This is a genomic window from Stenotrophomonas maltophilia (assembly GCF_001274595.1).
GTDB classification, from domain to species: domain Bacteria; phylum Pseudomonadota; class Gammaproteobacteria; order Xanthomonadales; family Xanthomonadaceae; genus Stenotrophomonas; species Stenotrophomonas forensis.
Map to the genome: position 1 here is coordinate 3,038,627 of NZ_CP011010.1, position 19,933 is coordinate 3,058,559.

12 protein-coding genes are annotated in these 19,933 nt (G+C 64.8%); 3 read left to right on the forward strand and 9 right to left on the reverse strand.

The window, feature by feature from the left end; translation table 11 throughout:
* Positions 1-40: 40 nt before the first annotated feature.
* A complete protein-coding gene (locus VN11_RS14020; RefSeq protein WP_053450192.1) occupies positions 41-616 on the reverse strand; it encodes a TetR/AcrR family transcriptional regulator in 576 nt (191 codons plus the stop codon).
* A gap of 69 nt (positions 617-685) precedes the next feature.
* Between VN11_RS14020 and VN11_RS14025 the strand changes: the two genes are divergently transcribed.
* Positions 686-1,231, forward strand: coding sequence for a thioesterase family protein (locus VN11_RS14025; RefSeq protein ID WP_053450193.1), 546 nt, complete (start codon positions 686-688; stop codon positions 1,229-1,231).
* Positions 1,232-1,237: 6 nt separating this feature from the next.
* Here the strand turns inward: VN11_RS14025 and VN11_RS14030 are convergent, their stop codons facing one another.
* Positions 1,238-2,371 carry an agmatine deiminase family protein gene (locus VN11_RS14030; protein WP_053450194.1) on the reverse strand — a complete coding sequence of 378 codons (1,134 nt, stop codon included), beginning with the start codon at positions 2,369-2,371 and terminating at the stop codon, positions 1,238-1,240.
* A gap of 105 nt (positions 2,372-2,476) precedes the next feature.
* Here VN11_RS14030 and VN11_RS14035 point away from each other — a divergent pair, with 105 nt between their 5' ends.
* Positions 2,477-3,346, forward strand: coding sequence for a LysR family transcriptional regulator (locus tag VN11_RS14035; RefSeq protein WP_053450195.1), 870 nt, complete (start codon positions 2,477-2,479; stop codon positions 3,344-3,346).
* Here VN11_RS14035 and VN11_RS14040 read toward each other — a convergent pair.
* Both VN11_RS14040 and VN11_RS14045 read right to left on the reverse strand, forming a co-directional pair.
* Complete coding sequence (locus VN11_RS14040; protein ID WP_053450196.1) at positions 3,294-4,103, reverse strand: SGNH/GDSL hydrolase family protein; 810 nt, start codon at positions 4,101-4,103, stop codon at positions 3,294-3,296. The two genes, VN11_RS14035 and VN11_RS14040, sit on opposite strands and share 53 nt — an antisense overlap.
* A gap of 49 nt (positions 4,104-4,152) precedes the next feature.
* Positions 4,153-5,118, reverse strand: a complete 966-nt coding sequence (locus tag VN11_RS14045; protein WP_053450197.1) for a DUF2268 domain-containing putative Zn-dependent protease — start codon at positions 5,116-5,118, stop codon at positions 4,153-4,155.
* A 138-nt stretch (positions 5,119-5,256) separates the two neighbouring features.
* Here VN11_RS14045 and VN11_RS14050 point away from each other — a divergent pair, with 138 nt between their 5' ends.
* Positions 5,257-6,240 carry a hypothetical protein gene (locus tag VN11_RS14050; RefSeq protein WP_053450198.1) on the forward strand — a complete coding sequence of 328 codons (984 nt, stop codon included), beginning with the start codon at positions 5,257-5,259 and terminating at the stop codon, positions 6,238-6,240.
* 13 nt (positions 6,241-6,253) lie between these two features.
* Here VN11_RS14050 and VN11_RS14055 read toward each other — a convergent pair whose 3' ends face one another.
* The 5 genes from VN11_RS14055 to VN11_RS14075 all read right to left on the reverse strand — a co-directional run bounded on the left by VN11_RS14055 (position 6,254) and on the right by VN11_RS14075 (position 19,830).
* The gene (locus tag VN11_RS14055) at positions 6,254-6,574 is read right to left on the reverse strand and encodes a hypothetical protein (RefSeq protein ID WP_053450199.1); all 321 of its coding nucleotides are present in this window, start codon (positions 6,572-6,574) and stop codon (positions 6,254-6,256) included.
* A 217-nt stretch (positions 6,575-6,791) separates the two neighbouring features.
* A complete protein-coding gene (locus VN11_RS22865; protein ID WP_053450200.1) occupies positions 6,792-15,434 on the reverse strand; it encodes a putative Ig domain-containing protein in 8,643 nt (2,880 codons plus the stop codon).
* Entirely contained in the window at positions 15,427-16,260 is an 834-nt protein-coding gene (locus tag VN11_RS14065) for a hypothetical protein (protein ID WP_238581818.1), read from the reverse strand. Before VN11_RS14065 ends, VN11_RS22865 begins: the two co-directional genes overlap by 8 nt.
* Positions 16,250-17,671 carry an HlyD family type I secretion periplasmic adaptor subunit gene (locus VN11_RS14070; protein ID WP_053450201.1) on the reverse strand — a complete coding sequence of 474 codons (1,422 nt, stop codon included), beginning with the start codon at positions 17,669-17,671 and terminating at the stop codon, positions 16,250-16,252. The genes VN11_RS14065 and VN11_RS14070 overlap by 11 nt, the downstream gene beginning before the upstream one ends.
* On the reverse strand, positions 17,668-19,830 hold the full coding sequence (locus VN11_RS14075) for a type I secretion system permease/ATPase (RefSeq protein WP_053450202.1): 2,163 nt from the start codon (positions 19,828-19,830) through the stop codon (positions 17,668-17,670). The genes VN11_RS14070 and VN11_RS14075 overlap by 4 nt, the downstream gene beginning before the upstream one ends.
* Between the last annotated feature and the right edge of the window lie 103 nt (positions 19,831-19,933).

The following is a 19,933-nucleotide window of genomic DNA, read 5'->3' on the forward strand; positions in this document are numbered from 1 at the left end:
TCAGGGCCAGCACCGAGTCTCCCGCGACCGTGTGGCCGGATCAAGGCGTCGCCACGGCTTTCAGCAACTGCGCGGCCACCTGGTCGAACGGGGCGATGTCCTGCAGCGCGCGGCACATCGCCACCGCGCCTTCCACGCTGGCGATCACCAGGCTGGCCAGCTCACCCGCTGCGGCCGGCGCATGCCCTTCAGCAATGAAGGCGGAGGCCAGATGGCCCTGCCAGCGCGCGAACACCTCCGCGGCGGCCGCGCGGGGCTGGCTGTGCATCGCCTCCACTGGCTCCTCCACCGCAGCGGCCAGCACCGGGCAACCGGCACGGTAGCCGGAGCGCAGCAGCCGCTCGCGCCACATCGCCAGGAACTGCTGCAGGCCCTGCACCGCGCCGCCCTTCAGCAGCTCCACCAGCAGCGCTTCCACCTTGTCGCCGGCCATGTGGGTGGCGCGCGCCAGCAGCTCCTGCTTGCCGCCGGGAAAATGGTGATAGGTGGAACCCAGCGGCGCCTCGGCCAGCTTGGTCACCTCGCGGATGCTGGTGGCATTGAGGCCCACGCGCGCCAGCATCTGTGCTGCGGCATCAATCACGCGTTGAGGCGCATCAGAGGGTCGCGGGCTCACGGCAGGCTCCTTGCTAAGACAGTCGTCATAGATTAGCGTACCGGCCGTTCTATAACAGTCGTCATAGCCATGAATCTCTGGTTCCGCCTGCTCCACCTGCTGCTGTGCAGCCTGTTCCGGCCGAAGCTGGACGCCCCGTTCGGGGTCTCGCGGCTGCAGTTCCGGGTGCTGCCCAACGACCTGGACAGCAACCTGCACATGACCAATGGCCGCTACTGGAACATCTTCGACCTGGGCCGGCTGGACCTGATCCTGCGCATGGGCCTGGGCCGGGTGGCACTGCGCGAGAAATGGGCGCCGATCGTCGGCGCCGGCACCATCCAGTTCCGCCGCGAGCTGAAGCCGTTCCAGCGCTTCACCCTGGAAACCCGGCTGGTCGGCTGGGTGGGCTCGCGCGGCATCATGGAGCAGCGTGTGCTGATCGGCGCCGAACAGAAGATCGCCACCCGCGCGCTGCTGGTCACCGGTATCTACGACCGCCGCGCGCGCCAGTTTCTCAGCATGCCGAAGATGATGGAAGCGATCGGTGTGGTGGCCCCGCCGTCGCCGCCACTGAGTGCGGCCGCCGAGGCACTGCTGGCGGCCGATGCCGCGTTGAAGCAGGACGACGCCTGAAGCCCCTCACTCCACCTTCGGCATGTTCTTGGTCACGCAATGGATGCCGCCGCCGCCGCCGGCAATCGCATCAATGTCCACCTGTTCGATCACGCGGCCGGGATACAGGTCTTCCAGCAGCTCCTGGCAGTAGCCGTCGGCGGCGTCATCACCGAACTGCGGCGCGACCACCGCGCCATTGATCGGCAGGTAGTTGATGTAGCCCATCGCCAGATCGTCGTTGTCGCGGGTATGCACGTTGTCGCGCCCGTCCAGCGGCGGCGGCAGCGTATGCACCTGCAGGCGGCGGCCATCGGCATCGCTGGCCCCGCGCAGGATCTGCAGGTGCTCGCGGGTCAGGTCGTAATCATAGGAGTCCGGATCGTTGTCGAGGTTGGCGATCACCACACCCGGACGCACGAAGCGCGCGTAGAAGTCCACGTGTGCATCGGTGATGTCCTCGCCAGCGATGCCGGGCAGCCAGATGATCTTGCGCAGGCCGAGGTGGTGCTTCAGCTCGGCTTCGATGTCCGCGCGCGACCAGCCTGGGTTGCGGTTGCGGTTCACCCAGCAGCTCTCGGTGAGGATGGCGGTGCCGTGGCCATCGACTTCGATGCCGCCGCCCTCGCCCACCAGGTCACTTTCCAGCAGCGTCGCGCCGGTCACCTGCGCCAGCCAGGGCGCCACCGCGCCATCGTTGCGCGCGCTCTGCTTGCCACCCCAGCCGTTGAAGTTGAAGTCGACCAGGCCCAACCCGCCCCGGCCGTTGGTGACGAAGCAGCCGCCGTAGTCGCGCACCCAGATGTCATCCAGCGGCACCTCGAGGAACTCGATGTTGTCGCGGCCGCAGCGATCCTGCGCCTGCTTCAATTGCGCCGGGCGGCACAGCACGCTGACCGGCTGGTGGCGGGCGATGGTGCGCGCCAGCCGCGCCACGGCAGTGTTCACCGCATCGGCCTGCGCGCCCCATACCCGCGGCTGCGCGGCGAAGGCCAGGAACACCCGCTCCTGCGGGCCGTGCTCGTCCGGCATGCGCCAGATGCCTGCGCCCGGACCTGCCGCTGCCACGCGACCCGGCAGGCCGGCCAGACCCAGGGCGGCCAGGCCGCCAAGACCGGCGGCGCCCGCCAGCTGGGTGAGGAAGTGACGACGGTTGCTCATGACAGGCTCCAGGGCCGGTGTGGGATGGACGCCATGCTGCGCTTGCCGATCCATAAGAACAAACGATAGATTCAGCCATCATCTGAACAGTTCTGCTTATCTGAAATGCTCAAGCACTGGCCACCCCTGAACGCCCTGCGGGGCTTCGAAGCCGCCGCCCGGCTCGGCAGCTTCCATCGCGCCGCCGAGGAACTGCACCTGAGCCAATCGGCCATCAGCCAGCAGATCCGCGGCCTGGAAGACGCCCTGCAGCAACCGTTGTTCTTCCGCCAGGGTCGCAGCGTCACCCTTACCGACGCCGGCCTTGATCTGCTGGAAACCACCCAGTCCCTGCTGCGCCAGCTGGCCAGCGGCATCCGCCGGCTCGATCAATACCGCAAACCCAATCAATTGATCGTCAACACCAGCCCGGCCTTTGCCCGCCATTGGCTGGTGCCGCGCCTGGCGGAGTTCCATCGCCTGAATCCCGGCGCCGACCTCTGGCTGCTGACAAGCGAGGAAGCACCCGATATGACCACGCAGACGCTGGACGTGGCGGTGCGTGATGACCTCGACTCACAGGCGCAGTGCCAGCATCGGGTGCTGCTGCAGGATCGCCTCTATCCGGCCTGCCATCCGGCCCTGCTCGCCACGCCTGTGCACGAACGACTCACCCTGCATGGCGAGCGCGAGATGGACTGGAGCCAGTGGCAGGTACAGGGCGGCGCCGACGTGGGCCAGCGCCGCGAAGGCATGAACTTCTCCGAGCCCGGGCAACTGCTGGATGCAGCCTGCCAAGGGCTGGGCATCGCACTGGTCAGCGAACTGCTGAGCGCGCGTGCGTGCGAACAAGGCCTGCTGCAAGCCCTGGATGATGCACGCGTGCGCGGCCCACGCTGGAGCTGGCTGGTGCATGAGGACAGCGCCGCAGATCCGCTGGTGATCAGTTTCGGTGAGTGGTTGCTGGCGAGTCTGCCTGATCCAGCGCGCGCTTGATCGCCGCCTCGGCCAACGGCGCCATCACTTCATAGCCCTTCGCAGTGGGATGCACGCCGTCGTCGGCCAGCTGCGGGTCGAGGCCACCAGCGGCATTGGCCATCGGCGTGTGGTAGTCCAGATACACCAGCTGCTTCGCATCGGCATAGCGCTTCAAGGCAGCGTTCAACGCACGCACCTTGGGCGCAGGTGCCGTGCCCGGCAACCAGGGGTAGTCGCTGACCGGCAGCACCGAAGCCAGCACCACGCGGATGCCATGCACTTGCGCCAGATCCACCATCGCGTGCAGGTTGTCCTCAATCATCGCCTGCGTGGACGGGCCGGTGTTGCCGGCAATGTCATTGGTACCGGCCAGGATCACCACCACCTGCGGCTTCAGCGCCAGCACATCCTGCGGGAAACGCAGCAGCATCTGCGCCGTGGTCTGGCCACTGATGCCACGGTTGAGCCAGCCCCTGCCGGGAAACAACGAGGCGCTGCCTTCCCTGCCCCAACCTTCGGTAATCGAATCACCGAAGAACACCACGCGTGGTTGACCGGGCACTGCCGTAGGCAGCTGTGAGTTGGCGTCGCGATAACGCTGCAGCTGCGGCCAGTCGGCCAGTTGCTGCTGCATGAAACGCACTTCGTCCGGGCGCAGCCGTTCAACAGGCTTGACCAGCAACGGATTGACCGCCGCCTGTTCGGCCGCCTCCAGTGGCGTGCTCAGCGCCATGACAACGGTGATTGCACCGGCAAGCAGCACGGATCCACGCATGCGGATTCTCCAGATGACCAGACCCGCAGTCTAGCGCTGTGCACAAGGCTCAGCGCGCAGCGGTGCGCGCCGCCACGCCGGTCACCTTCGCCGGCATCCACATGCCCGGCGTCCAGCCGCTGGCGGCCAGGATGGTCTTCGGGTTGTCCTGCTGGATCAGCGCACGCACCGCGTCACGCTTGTCCCTGGCCTGCAGGTAGTAGGCCTTGGCAATGCGGTAACCGACCCAGTAGCCCAGGTCGTAGGGCTCCTGCGAACCGGGCGTGTAGTTGTACAGCCACGGCGAAAGGTCGGTGCTGTCGAGGTCGAGTGCGAACGCGCTTTCGATATGCACTTCGCGGCCGCGTGTCCACGCGGCATGGCGGCCATTGCCCACGTTGCCGGAAATCAGTTCGGCGATGAACTCGGCGATGCCCTCACCCAGCGACACGCGCAGTACCGTCGCATGCGGATCGCCCGGCTCGAAGTCGGTCAGCCCGGTCTGCTGGATGTGCACGTACTCATGCGCGATCACGTGAACGAAGCGGTCCTGCACATTGGGATTCATGAAATCCGCCGCACACAGCGCTTCCAGGCCGATGATCACCCCACTCTTCGAGGTCAGCCCGACCGGCCGGCCACGGCCCACCGCGATGGTCACCGGCGGGAACCGGGTCTGCGGGTAGATCGCCCGCAGGTTGGCGAACACGTGCGTCAGACGCTGCTTCACCATCGGCAGCTCGGCCAGGCAGTTTAGTCCCTGGGCGTACAGCTCGGGCTGGGCGACCATGGCTTCGGCAATCCGTTCGGGAGTGACCCGCCGCGCCTTGGCCAACTCCGCCAGGCCCACCGAGCCCTCGGCCATGTATCCACGCAGCTGTGCAACGCTGGGCTTGCCGCCGGCAGTGTCGTACAGCGCGTAGAAGCGGGTGACATCCTCGGTGAGGATTTGCGGCGCGGCCGGCTCCGCCGCCATGGCCATGCCAACCGCCCCGGTACAGGCCAGGGCCAACAGGCCGCGCAGGATCATGAACATCGCTCCGTCCTTGGTGGAGTGCATGCGAAGCGCGCAATCTACCACTCTGCCCGACCCGCCGCAGCAGGCGGATGCGGCCGCTCCGGCGCTGTGCCAGACTCGCTTCGGCACCTGCCACGGATGATGGAGCACCGCACGATGATGATCGTCCCCGCGTACTGGGCCGAAGCCCGCCTGCAGGCCCGTTTCCGCGGCCGGCCGGTGGTCGTGCGCCGCTTCGGCTGGTCCGACGAAGGCCCGGCCGAGGCCCAGGGGCACGCCGACCGGCGTGCCAATGAAGCCCTCAACGCCATCCTTGCCGGACAGGCACTGCCGCGTCGTGAGGTGCGCAGCAACTACGGTGTGGAAGGTGTTCCGATCCGCGAGCAGATCGTGCGGCGCGACGGCGATGTCATCATCACCCGCAACAGCTACGGTGCGCTGTGCCTGAACACCCCGGACGTGCTGTTCGCCGACATCGACCACGCGCAGCCCCCGGCAGGGTGCGTGATGCCCGCCCTCATCGCGGCGGTGCTGCTGTTTGCCGGCGCCATCATTGGTACCCTGCTCTGGCACTGGCTGGTGGGACTGGTGCTGGGCGTGGCGGCAGTGGTGCTGGTGAATACCGCGCTGCTGATGCAACGCAGGCGCCGCCTGGCAGCGGCCGGTGGCGCCGAGGGTGTGGCCCTGCAGCGGGTCGCGACCTTCAGCGAGCAGCATCCGGATTGGCACCTGCGCGCCTACCGGACGCCGGCCGGACTGCGCGTGCTGGCCATGCACGCCACGTTCCCACCCGAGGACGAACAGCTGCAGGCGTTCTTCAAGGCACTGGGCGCCGACACCCTGTACGCGCGCATGTGCCGGTTGCAGCATTGCTTCCGTGCACGGCTGACACCCAAACCCTGGCGCGTCGGCCTGAAGCACCGCATCCGTCCGCCGGTGGCCGCGTGGTCAACCGAGCAGGCCAACAACCCGGACCGCCTGGCCTGGATTGCCGAATACGAGAAGAAGAGTTCCGGCTTCGCGGCCTGCGCCTATCTGCGCAGCTTTGGTGATACCACGCGGACCCATGCCAAGGCCGAACATGTGCGCGACCTGCATGATCGCCTGTCGCACGCGCTGGACCGGCTGCCGCTGGCGTGAGCGCAGGGGGCGCTCAGTCAGCGCCCTGCACGAACGGCTGCCCTGCCAGGGTAGTGCCCAGCCGCACCGCGACCTGCTGATCGCCCTTTTCGAAGGTCGTGACGCACTCTTTTCCGCCTTTCTGGCATCCGACTTCCGGAAAGCCTTCCAGCGATTCCGGCGCGCCCTGCATCGGCTGGGCCTGCCAGCCGGCCGCATCGAGCAGGCGCTTGGCCTTGGCGTAAGGCATGCCGGCGATGATCCCCAGCTGGGCCAGCTCGGCAGGCAGGGCCTGGGCGTGTATCGCAGGCGCCTGCGCCACCATCAGTAATGCAGCAAGAACCACAACCTTCATCGGTGCGCCCTACAACTTACGCTGGAACTACAGGGTAGCCCAGTGGCGGCCGCTGTCGGTGCCCGGATCACCCTTTGTTACCCAATCCAGGCAGGCTGTTACCTGGTGTTACCGTTCGGCCAATGCCCCGCCGGCCGAAGCTCATCGACCCAACCCGCCCGCAACGGCCCCTGCTGCCGGAACCGTTGCGGGCATGCCACCTCATGCGCAGGCCGGATCAGCCCGGCACAAGTGTGGCGCGCGCCTCCTGACGGTGCAGTGCACCCGCCCACAGGGATGGGTCGACATCGGCCAGCTGCACAGGTACATCGCCAACGAGCCCGGTGGCAGCACCTGCCCGGAACGCGCCCATGGCCCCTACCAGATGCTGCAGCTCGGCCTCCAGCGACATTCCCTCCGGCGCAGGCGCAGCGTCAGACGTCATGCTGGTGCGAAGTGCCGTCATCGGTGTCAACTGACTGGCAATCTGATCGGCGGTGATGGCGTAGTCACCATCGCCAGGCTGCACGAAAGCGATGGCGTACTGCCCACCCTGGAAATGACGAAGCACACGCATCTGCTGCCCGGCGCTGCCATCCACCCTGACGACCAGATCATCGCCGTCACGGTGATAACTCAGGCGGCTGCGATCAATGCCATCGAAGTACAACCAGTCGGTACCACCGCCGGTGTTGTCCACCGTATCGGCGCCCGATCCGGCCCGGTAGAAATAGGTGTCGTTGCCCACTCCGCCGATGAGCATGTCATCGCCATCTTCGCCCACCAGCTGGTCATCGCCGGCGCCACCGATCAGGATGTCCTTGCCTGATCCGCTGAAGCTGCCGTTGCCACCGGACAGGTAATCATTGCCATCGCCGCCTTCCAGCTTGTCATCGCCCCCCATTCCGAACAACTTGTCGTCGCCGGCAAGGCCCTTGATCAGGTCACGCCCGCTGGTACCGACCAACTGCTCGGCGTTCGCCGTACCGTTGATCTTGGACGGGTAGTCGGCATCGTTTCCGGCGCCCGGCGTACCTCCGCCGTCACCGCCGCCGTTGCTGACCAGCGCATTGATGGCCGCGGTGTTGAGCGCATTGCCGGTGGCAGCCTGCAGGTAGTCGAGCGCCCAGTCACCGCCGAGGAAGTGATTGGTCACCGTGACGCGCTGGTTGGCGTTTCCGTTCACAACGATCACCAGATTGTCACCTTCGCGGGTGAAAGCAAGCTGTCCGGTGGTAATGCCGTTCTGGAAGAACAGCCAGTCGACGCCGCCCCCCGTATTGTCGATCACATCGTTTCCGCCGCCATGGATGTACTGGTCATCGCCACTGCCACCCACAAGCACGTTGTTGCCATCCTGGCCGCGCAGGGTATCGTTGCCTGCCCCGCCCTCGAGCCGGTCGTTGCCGGAGCCCGCAGCGCTGCCGTTGCCGCCTGCAAGCTGATCATTGCCATCGCCTCCGCGCAGCGTGTCGTCGCCTGCCATGCCGAACAGCGTGTCATCGCCCCCCAGTCCCTCGATCAGGTCCTTGCCGGCAGTGCCCACCAACTGCTCTCCCGCCGAGGTGCCGGTGATGGTCTTGTCGAATCCGCCCCCACTGCCGCCACTCACCAGCTGATTGATCTGGGCCGCGCTGAGTGAACTGCCTCCGTCAGGCTGAACCTGATCGATGGCCCAGTCCCCGCCGAGGAAGTGATTGCGCACGCGCACCGCCGGCGTGGCTGCCTGGTCGATCCGGATCAACAGGTCATCCCCCTCGCGGGAGAAGCTCAGCCGCTCCCGGGTGACGCCGTTCTGGAAGAACACCGTATCGTTGCCGCCACCGGTATTGTCGACCACATCGCTGCCCGAGTTCGCATCGACCAGATAGGCGTCATTGCCAGCTCCGCCCAGCAGGGTATCGTTGCCGCCCCCACCACTGAGCGTGTCGTTGCCGCCTCCTCCGTTGAGCGTGTTGCTGCCGCTGTTGCCCGCCAGGTAGTTGCCCAGCGCGTTGCCGGTCCCGTTGATGTCAGCACTTCCGGTCAGGAACAGGTTCTCCAGATCCGCCGACAGCGTGTAGGAAGCCGAAGACTGCACCTGGTCAGTGCCACCGCCGGCAAGCTCGATGATCGTGTCCGCCGTATTGTCCACGATGTAGATGTCATTGCCTGCGCCACCACTCATCTGATCAGCACCGCTGCCGCCGTCAAGATAGTCCGCACCATTGTCACCGCGCAGGACATCGTCACCGCTGCCGCCCCATAGCTGGTCATCGCCATCACCACCGACAAGGGTGTCGTTGCCGTCCATGCCGCTCAGCTTGTTTGCCGCAGCGTTGCCATTGATGACATTGTCCAACGCGTTGCCGTTGCCGGACACAATGCCGTTGGCCAGGATCAGGTTCTCGACATTGTCGGCCAGGATCAGGTTCGTCTCGAAGCGGCGCTCGATGGTATCCAGGCCGCCGCCTTCGTCCTCGAACACGCGATCCTGGGCCGACTCGATGATGTACAGATCATCGCCCAGGCCACCGTACAGACGATCAGCACCCAGGCCGCCTTCGAGCCGATTGTTGCCATCATTGCCATACAGCTCGTTGTCCAGGCTGTTGCCAACCCCGCTCAGGTTGCCGGAGCCGGTCAGCACCAGGTTCTCCAGATGGTCGCCCAGCTGCCAGTCCAGCGCCGACTCCACGGTATCGATGCCTTCGCCGGCCACCTCGATGACAACGTCGCCGGCACTGTCGACCACGTAGGTATCATCGCCGCCACCGCCGACCAGGCGATCTTCCCCGGCGGCGCCATCAAGCCTGTTGTCGCCCAGATTGCCGATCAACGTATTGTTGCCCTGGTTGCCGGTCCCCTCATACGCACCGTCCAGCAGCTCGAGCCGCTCGACATTCTCGCCCAGCACGTAGCGATGGCTGCCACTGCGAACAGTGTCGTCACCGCCGCCGGCCAGTTCGATCACCTGCTGGCTCGGGTCGCTCACCACATAGATATCGTCGCCCTCACCGCCATACAGGCGATCACCGGCACCTGCACCACTCAATACATCATTGCCCGCGCCGCCATGCAGATCATCGCGGAACTGGGTGCCGGCAAGTACATCCGCGCCGTCGGTACCCCGCAGCACGTTGCGTACATTCACCGTCAGCCAGGCCGTGGTGCGCTGCCCCCAGCTGTCGGCGGCGATGATGTCCAGCGAAAGATCCGCACCGCCATTGGGCGGTGTGCCCGTAAGCTCGCCGGTGAGCGGATCGATGACCAGCCAGGCTGGCGCGTTCTCACTCAGCGAATAGGTCAGCGTGTCCTGTGCCTCATCCTGGAACATGCCCGAGGGAATCTTCGCCGAGAAGGCGGTCTCACCGATGGCCTCGAACTCGACGAACGGGATCAGCGTGACCGGAGGCTTATTGGTGTACGGCAGCTGGTGCAGATCGCCGCGGCGCACGGTGCCGTCGGCGAACAGGAAGTGGTCGATCACCCCACGCACCACCAGCCTGTCGCCCTCCTCATACCAGTAGCTGCTGACCGTAAGCTGATCATTCGGATCGCTGCCGACCTGCACGATCAGGTCCAGACCGCTGCGACTGAAGGTGACGTGGTCCGGGTCGATCCCTGCGCCAAACACCACACGGTCGCGGCCGGCGCCGGCCCAGGAATCCACCGTATCGCGACCATCGCCTATTCCGTAGTGGAAATCGTCGTCGCCATAACCGCCCCTGAGCACGTCATCGCCGGTACCGCCATGCAGGTCCGCACCGCCCTGGCCTGCGATCAGCAGATCATTGCCCTCTTCACCGTACAGGTAGTCCCGGCTGGCCTTGTAGACCGTGTTCGGCTCACGATCGCCGCCTTTGAGAGTATCGTTGCCTCCGCCACCGCGGATCTCGTTGCTGAACCCGTTTCCGGTCAGGACGTTGTCACCGGCATCGCCGCGCAGATTCGCATGGAACGCGCCACCGTTGATGGTGCCCGCGCCGCGTCCATCAGGCACCAGGTTGTTGCCCAGCTCCAGGTTCTCGATATTTGCGAAATTGGCGACATCGAACCACTGGTTCTGTGGCGCGCCATCCTCGATGGCGTCAATCACCACGGTATCGTTGCCCTCGCCGGCCAGCTCCACCACCGTATCGTTGGCACTGATGATGTAGCGATCATCGCCCATCCCACCGTACAGGTGGTTGGCACCCATCGACGTGCGGCCGTTGAGCGTGTTGTTGCCCGCATTGCCCCAACCTGCCCAATCGCCACTGCCAACCAGCTCGAGGTTCTCGATGTTGACCAGATTGGCGATCGAATAGGACAGGCTGGCACGCACCGTATCAATGGAGAAGCGGTTGTCAGAGCCCCAGTCACCTTCGATGATCACATCGCCAAGGCTGTCGACCACATAGGTTTCGTTGGCCTCGGTTCCGATCAGCGTGTCATTGCCGGCACCACCGTCAAGCACGTAATAACGTCCACTATGGCTGCCCATGTACGACGGCTTGCCGAACTGGATGATGTTGTCCAGATCATTGCCGACCAAGCTGCGGGGAATGTGCACGATCCAACCGGGATAGGACGGATTCTGCCAATGCCAGGTACTGCTGTTGAACACGCCCACCAGATTCTCGACATTGGCCGTCAAGGTGTACGAGAAGGACTCGGCAAAGACGGTGTCCACGCCTTCACCTTCCAGTTCAATGACCGTGTCCGGGGAGCTGCCGTACTGGTAGCCGGTGCTGATGTAGTAGCGATCATTGCCTGCGCCACCGCGCAGGATATCGGGACTGCCGTCGCCGAACTCGTTGGCATACAGCATGTCGTCACCGGCGCCGCCATCAAGCACGTCCGCGCCGCCATCGCCGTAGATCACATCGTTGCCGTCGCCACCGAACAGCTGATCGTCGCCTTCGCCGCCGAAGATTCGATCATTGCCCCCCTGGCCATGGACGATATCGTTGCCGGCACCGGCACGCAGGTTGTTGCCTTCATCGGTCGCCGTGTATGTATCGTCACCGTCGGTACCGTTCCAGCTGCGCGCCGTCTCGACGAAGTCCTCGGCGCTCATCCACGTGCCATCGTCGAATTCGATGATGTGGCTGCGATTGCTCCCGGCAAGGAATCCATCCAGGCTCAGTGACTGGAACCCCGCGCCGGTGAAGAAGGCGAGCATCAGGTCATCGCCGGAGATCTGGACGTTGTTGATCATCGCCCGAGTCAGCCCAGGGCCGATTCGGATGATGTCCGTGCCCGCCTCGGCGCTGCCCAGATTGATGATGCGGTCGTAGCCATGACCGAAGTCGTAGTGATAGATGTCGTTGCCGGCGCCGCCGTCGAGCACGTCATGGCCAAAACCACCGATCAGCAGGTCATCGCCGCCGCCCCCGAACAGCCGGTCGTTGCCCTCCAGGCCCATCAGCGTATCGTTGCCGTCGGCGCCATACAGACTGTCATCGCCGCTGGTGCCCAGCATGCTGTCATCACCGCCGGTACCGAAGACAAGCGACGGCAGCTCCAGTTGTTCCTCCAGGCGGCCGCGATCGGTGACGTCGGTGCCGCCCACTGCGATCCCGCCCGCTCCGGTGGATGCAAAGTAGTTGTGCACCACCACCGTATCAGCGCCGTTGATGTGGCGGATGATCAGATCCAGCCCGTACGCCTCGTAGTGCAGGTCGGCCTGGTTGATGCTTGAACCGAAGGTGATGCGATCACTACCCGGATTGCCCTCCTGCAGGTAGACATGATCGATACCAAACCCCGCTTCGAAGTGGTACTGGTTGTTGCCGGTGCCACCGTAGAGCACGTCATTGCCGGTGCCGCCATCCAGGATGTCGTCGCCGGCGCCGCCGGACAGCAGGTCATTGCCTGCGCCACCGCGCAGCGTATCGTTGCCTCCCGGGCCATTGTCTTCATCACCGTACAATCTGTCATCGCCGGCTCCGCCATTGAGCTCGTCGTGCCCGCCCTGCCCGAACAGCACGTCGTTGCCAGCTCCGCCGTCGAGATAGTCATTGCCAGCCGCACCGGAACTGCCGGCACCGCCATCGCCGGCCAGGACGTCATCACCGGCGCCGCCATACAGGCTGTCGTTGCCATCCTCACCAAACAGACGATCAGCGCCGTTGCCGCCGTTCAGGGAATCATTGCCGGCGCCACCCTGCAGCTCGTCGTCGCCATCGCCGCCGTCGAGCGTGTCGCGCCCATCGCCGCCCATCAACATGTCGTTGCCCGCACCGCCGGCAAGCACATCGTCGCCCGCTTCACCGCGCAGGGTGTCGGCGCCCTCGCCACCGGACAGTGTGTCCTTGCCAGTCCCACCCCACAGTTCGTCGTCGCCCTCGCCACCCATGAGCGTGTCATCGCCTTCGCCGCCGATCAGCACATCCTTGCCGGCGCCACCATCGAGATGATCATTGCCATCGCCACCTTCCAGATGATCGGCGCCCTCGCCTCCCAGCAGAACATCATTGCCATCCTGCCCGAACAGCCGGTCGGCGCCATTGCCGCCGTCAAGGGTGTCGTCACCGTCTTCGCCCTGCAGCTCATCGTCACCGTCTTCGCCCACCAGGCGATCATTGCCGGTACCGCCAACCAGAAGATCGTTGCCAATGCCGCCGGACAGCAGATCATCGCCAGCCTGGCCGGACAGCTGGTCATTGCCGGCGCCACCCCGCAGGATGTCGTTGCCGCCGCCAACGATTCCGGATTGCGGGTAGTAGTCACCCCAGATCAGATCATCACCGTCTCCACCGTCGATCAGGTCATTTCCACCTTCCCCCCACATCTCGTCGTTGCCGGCACCGCCGTCGATGCTGTCGTTGCCATCACCGCCGGCCACCTGGTCGTTGCCGGCCCCGGCCAGGATCACATCGTGGCCGCCTTCTCCACTGATCGCATCGTCACCATCTCCCCCATCGAGGTAATCCGCTGCACTGCTGCCACCGAGCTGGTCGTTGCCGTCTTCGCCAAACAGGCTCACACCGCTGGTGTAGGTGATGCCGGAGCCGCCCTCCGTGGTGATCCTTCCCTGGCCCAGCGCGATGCCATCCGGCTCGGTGGCGCTGCTGTAGACCAGGGTGTAGGTATCATTGTCCAGGCGCCGGAATCTGAACGTCCAGCCTGGCGCCACCGAGGCGCCACTGAAATCGAACATGCCCGACAGGCCATAGTCGAAGCCGATGGCCAGGCTGCCATCATCGCGGCGTCCCAGCCTCTGCATCGCGCTCCAGCTGAAGAAGGCCTCCACGTCGCGCCAGATGCCGGATTCGGTAATCGGTACACGTGAATTCGTGCGCACATCAAAGCCGAAGTTCCACTGTGCGTTGAGGACATCATTGCCCTCTCCGCCATGCGCGATCGTCCCCGATCCCAGGCCGGAGATGAAGTCGTGGCCGACGCCGCCGGTGATGATGTCGGCGCCACCGCGACCGTTGATGATGTCACTGCCTTCACCACCGTCCAGGGTGTCACCACTGCCGAACGCGGTTCCCCAGATCATGTCGCGGCCATTGCCACCGGACAGGTTGACCGCAGCGCTGGGCACGCTGTTCACGAAGGGATTGAGGAAATCAGCCAGCCCGGTGCCTCCCGTGCCTCCCTGGCCGGGCTTGAACTCGGGCAGCGTGATGCCCAGGTGGCCCTGGCTCCAGCCGTCGACCATCACGCTGCCGGTGTCGGTGCCACTGCGGATGATCAGCTTCGAACCGTTGGCGACCGAGTGGCTGACCTTGATCTGGCCATCGGCGCTCTCCCAGGTGGTGGCTGACGTCGCGATGAGTCCGTTGGCCCAAGCGCCGTTGCCGTTGATGATCACGGTACCGTTGCCGTCGGTATCGACGATCGTATCCAGATCGCCGGCCAGGCCAGTACCAATGGTGTAGGTGTCAAAACCCAGACCGCCGTGCAACTGGTCGCTGCCGGTACCGCCGTCGAGCGTATCGTTGCCCGCGCCACCGAACAGTGCGTCATTGCCGGCGCCGCCGTTCAGGGTATCGTTGCCGGTACCGCCGTCGATCACATCGTTGCCGGCCAGGCCAGAGAGCACGTCTGCGCCATCCTGGCCGAAGAGGACGTCGGCCTCATCGGTACCGTCGATGGCATCACCCTGCAGCGAGCCATAGGCGGTCAGTCCGCTCCCTTGCTTGACCGACAGCTTCAGCACCTCGGGCAGGGCATTGAGGAATTCGCGGATCTGGTCCTTGTTGAACTCCCCGTCCTGGGCATCCAGCATCAGCGCGCCGGTGAAGAACAGGAAGGGATCCAAGGGGCGGGCAACCCATCCGGAGCCGTCCTCCAGCATTTCGGTGCTCAACCGCGCCAGCCATGCCGAGTACACATCCTCGTTCGCCCCCAGGCGCAGGAACCATGTGCCGGCGCCCTGCGGATCGTGCTCTGCGTTCTTGACCACCTCGACCAGCAGTTCGATGCCGGCCTTGGTGTCCCATGGCAGACGACCGTTGCTGTCGAGCATCGAGTCCCAGATGGCGGCACGCTCCTGTTCGTCCAGCAGCTTGAACGGCGTATTCAACGTCCAGGAATCGACCGGCAGATTGAGCTCGGTGAAGATGCGATTGTGGAAGGTCCATGCTTCGTCGGCGGTAATCTCACGGACAACATCACCGGCCGCATTGGCGATCTGGTCAAGCATATCCAGGAGACCCCGGGCCATGCCCGCGCGCACGGCCTGGATTTTTGCATCGTCTACCGGAACTCCATGATCTTTTGCGGTTTCCTCCAGAAACTCCAGTGCGGTCAGACCGGAGAACATGTTGCCCACGGCCACGCCACTGGCCAGCCGGGCATAGCGATGCCCGAATCCGGCGATGAACTGATACACCTCCTCGATCTTGCCGCTGTCGAGCATCGCCCGCGCCATTGCACGCTGTTCGGCGGTCATCGTTTCAACCATGTTCAATCTCCTTCACGTTCCGGTGTGTAGGGCAATGGGACCTGATGCGTTTCAGATAGGCCTGGACATCCGACTCGATCTTCCGCCAATGCGGCAACAGGTTCTGACGATAAACAACGGTGGTGCGTACGTTCAGCAGCCCAGGCTGCTCAAGCGAGGCCTCGCACAGTGGCGTCCACTGCGGAGGTGCGTATTGCGGCCCGGTCATGCAGCGGATCAGGACGGTGGGTGCGCGTGCCGGGTCCAGGCTGTCGGTATAGGTGACCCTGTTCCAGTTGAAGCTCCGGCTCTCCGGCAACGCCGGTCTGGCCATCTCCAGTCCAAGGGCGGCGTCACGACCGAACTCGAATGTGACCTCGGCGGGCAGTCTTTGATGGTGAAGGCGGTACAGTCCCCAGTCACGAATCTGCCGCAGCGTAATGTTCTCGCCCTCGCCTGCCTGGTTCAGGCCGATGTCAATCCAGTTCGAATCGCCGTTCCCCGCAGAGTGATGCCGGTCGTAGTCCTCCCGGGTCTGTGCGTTGCGCGGCACCATCTCCGGCCAACGCAGCTGGATGGAAACGCTGCGCAACGGTGCCCCGCAGCTTGACGAGGGGTCGGCGCGCGCGTCCCGGTCCTGCTCCCATATCCACACATCCTCTCTGGGCACCTCCAGCGCGACTCCACCAATGCGTCCCTGCAGCCGTGCGGCCTCTGGCTCTTTCCTGTCGGACCCGCACCCCACCAGCATCGCCGACATCGACAAGCACAGCAGCAGGCCGAACCGCAGCCGGCACACGCTTGCCAGCCACCTGCCAGCCACTGCAGGATCGCGCTCAGCGTTCACGCAGCGATTCCTGCGCGTGCTGCTGAAGAGGGCTGAGCAGATAGTCGATGACCCGCCGCCGCCCCGTCTTGATTTCTGCGGACAGGCTCATGCCAGCACTCATCCTCACTTTGACGCCGCCTATATCCAGCTCGGAACGGTCCAGGCGGATGCGTGCAGGAAACACCAGGCCCAGTTGCTCATCCTGTGCCGCATCATGGGAGACGCTCACGACGGTACCGGTGAGATAGCCGTAACGTGTGTAGGGGAAACTGTCGATCTTGATGGTGACCGCCTGGCCCGGCCGTACGAAGCCGATATCCTTGTTGAGCAGCGTTGCCTCCACTTCCATGCCATCACCACTGGGCACCACCACCAACAGCGGCTGTGCCGGCGTCACCACCCCGCCCACGGTGTGTACGGTCAGCTGCTGCACCGTTCCGTCCACTGGCGCGCGCAACGTCATCTGACGGTTGCGCTGACCGGTCTTGGCCACTTCCGGCCCCATCTGCCCGATCTGCTCCTGGGCCTTGCGCAGTTCATCAAGGGCCTGTTGCCGGGTATCGGTGACCAGCACGCGCAGTTCTTCCCGTGCCGCCAGCAGTGCCGAGCGCAGCTCCTGCACCCGATTGCGCTGCGTGGCCAGGTCCCGCTCGGCGGCGATGCGTTCCTGTTCGCGCAGCAGATAGTCATGCCGCCCTACGTAGTTGCCCTCCACCAGGCGCGCATAGTCCGCCGCACGGGTGCGTGCGATCTGCGCCGAATCGCTCAGCGGCTGGATCAGGCCCTCGGTGGTGTGAAGCTCTGCCTGGCGCTGTTGGATGCCGGCCTGCAAGCCATTGCGCCGGGCCTGGAATGCGTCGAACTGGCTGCGCACGAGCACCTGTTCGTCCGCCAGCCGCTGCGCAGGCAGCCTGCTGTCCAGAGGCAGCTGCGGCACGTTGCCCGTGTCGAAGGCCACCAGCAATGCATCAAGCCTCAGCGCCGCCAACCGTGCATTGGTCAGCGCTTCGTCAGCCTGGGCGAGCTCCGCCCCGGTGCCCGCCCCCTCCAGCTCGATCAGCAGTTCACCCGCTTTCACCGCCTGCCCGTCGCGCACCAGTATGCGACGCACCACCGCAGTCTCGGCCGGCTGTACCACCTTGGTCCGTGAGTTGACGACAGTCTTGCCCGGAGCCACCGCTACGATGTCCAGCTGGCCGATGCATGCCCATAACAGCGCCACGCAGAACAGCGCGATGATGATCCGCATGCTCCAGCGTGACGTTGGCGAAATGGGGGTCTCGATCAACTCCAGGTGGGCGGGCAGGAAGTCACGCTCATCTGCCGTTCGCTGTGGCGCCTCCATCTGCGCCCGTGCCTTCCAGGCTGCACCGGCCACGCGCCCATATCGTCGCAGGAAATCGCCTGCAGCCTGCAACCGATGCTTCATGCCGCACCCGCCTGCAGCCGATGCAGGCGCACATAGAAGCCCTCCGGCCGGCGCATCAGTTCCTCATGTGCACCAACCTCGACGATCCGCCCCTTCTCTACTACCACGATGCGGTTGGCGTGGCGCACCGTAGACAGCCGGTGCGCGATGATCAGTACAGTGCGGCCCTTGCATATCGCACGCATGTTCGACATCACGGCGTGCTCGGACTCGTAGTCCAGGGCGCTGGTGGCCTCGTCAAATATCAGGATGCGCGGATCGGTGATCAGCGCCCGGGCGATAGCGATGCGCTGGCGCTGTCCACCGGAAAGCCCCGTGCCATGCTCACCCACCTTGGTGTCATAGCCCTCGGGCAACTCGATGATGAACTCGTGCGCGCCGGCAAGCGTGGCGGCCTGGATTACTCGTTCCAGCGGCATGCCAGGCTCGCCCAGCGCGATGTTCTCGCGCACCGAGCGGTTGAACAGGAAATTCTCCTGCAGGACCACGCCGAGTTGTCGCCGCAACCATGCCGGATCGGCCAACGCCAGATCGTGTCCATCGATCAGCACCCTGCCCTGTTCCGGCGAATACAGGCGCTGCACCAGCTTGGTCAGCGTGCTCTTGCCCGAGCCTGAGCGCCCGACGATACCAACCACTTCGCCGGGCCGGACATCCAGTTCGATATCAGCAAGCACGGCCGCAGCGTCTGGACGATAGCGGAACCCGACGCGTTCGAACGTGATCCGGCCCTGGATCGGAGGCAATGCCATCCGGCTTCCCGGCAGCTCAGTGCGCGTATTGAGGATATCGCCCAGTCGTTCGACCGAGATCCCGACCTGCTGGAAGTCCTGCCAAAGCTGAGCCAGGCGGATGATCGGCGCCGCCACCTGGCCGGACAGCATGTTGAAGGCAATCAACTGACCCAGGCTCAACTTGCCTTCGATGACCAGCTTCGCGCCCCAGAACAGGATCGCAACGGCCACCAGCTTCTGCACAAGCTGCACGCTCTGCTGGCCGAGCGTGGCGATGCGGGTGACGTTGAAGCCTGCGCTGACGTATCCCGCCAACTGGCTGTCCCACGTGCGGGTCACCCTCGGGTCCACCGCCATGGCCTTGACCGTTCCGATGCCGCTGACGGTCTCCACCAGAAACGCCTGGTTGTCGGCGCCACGCTGGAACTTGTCATTCAGGCGCCTGCGAAGTACAGGCGTCACCAATGCCGAAATCAGTGCATACACCGGAAGCGAAAGCGCCACGATCAGGGTCAGCCAGCCGCTGTAGTGGAACATCACGGCAAGGAAGACAACCGTGAAGAACAGGTCCAGCACCGAGGTCAACGCCTGCCCGGTGAGGAAACTGCGGATGTTTTCCAGTTCCCGCACGCGGGCGATGGTGTCGCCCACGCGGCGTGACTCGAAGTACGCCAACGGAAGCGCAAGCACATGCCGGAACAGGCGCGCGCCGAGTTCGACATCGATCTTGCTGCTGGTGTGTGAGAAGACGTACGTACGCAGGCCTGACAGCACCACGTCGAACACCGCCATCGAAACCAGGCCGATGGCAATCACATCCAGCGTGGTGAGCCCCCGGTGCACCAGCACCTTGTCCATCACTACCTGGTAGAACAGCGGTGTTACCAGGGCAAACATCTGGATGAAGAACGAGACGATCAGCACTTCGACCAGCAAGCGCCGGTACTTGATGACTGCCGGGATGAACCAGCTGAAATCGAATCTTGCCAGTTCGCCCAGCACCGAGGCGCGCGAGGTCACCTGCAGCAGGCGTCCTGCATAGCGCTGCCCCAGTTCGTCCAGCGTGAGCGTTCGCGGCCGCTTTTCGGCCAGGTCGTGGATGAGCACCTGATCGGCGTCGATCCGCGCAATGATGAAAGGATGCGCGCCCGCCAACGCCAGCGCCGGCAGCGTGACCCTGGAAAGGCGCCGCTGCGGCGTCGCTGAGATCCGGGCCTTGAGGCCCAACCGGCGGGCGGCCAGCAGCAGGGTCGTCTCGTCAAATGCTTCGCCGTTGCGTCCATGCGCATGCGCCAGCTGCTCCGCATCCGCAGCAATGCCATGGAACTGCGCAAGCAGCACCAGCCCCCGCAACGCCAGATCTGGCTGGGCGTGAACCACGCGCTCGCGCGCGACGCCCTGACTGGCTACCGTCCCCTGGTGCATGTCATCCCTGAATGCGTTTTCCCCGGCCCGATCATCGGATGGGCCTCCCGCGGATGTCAAGACTGCGTGATACCCTCCTGATCGACGCTCCCTCTTCGCCGGT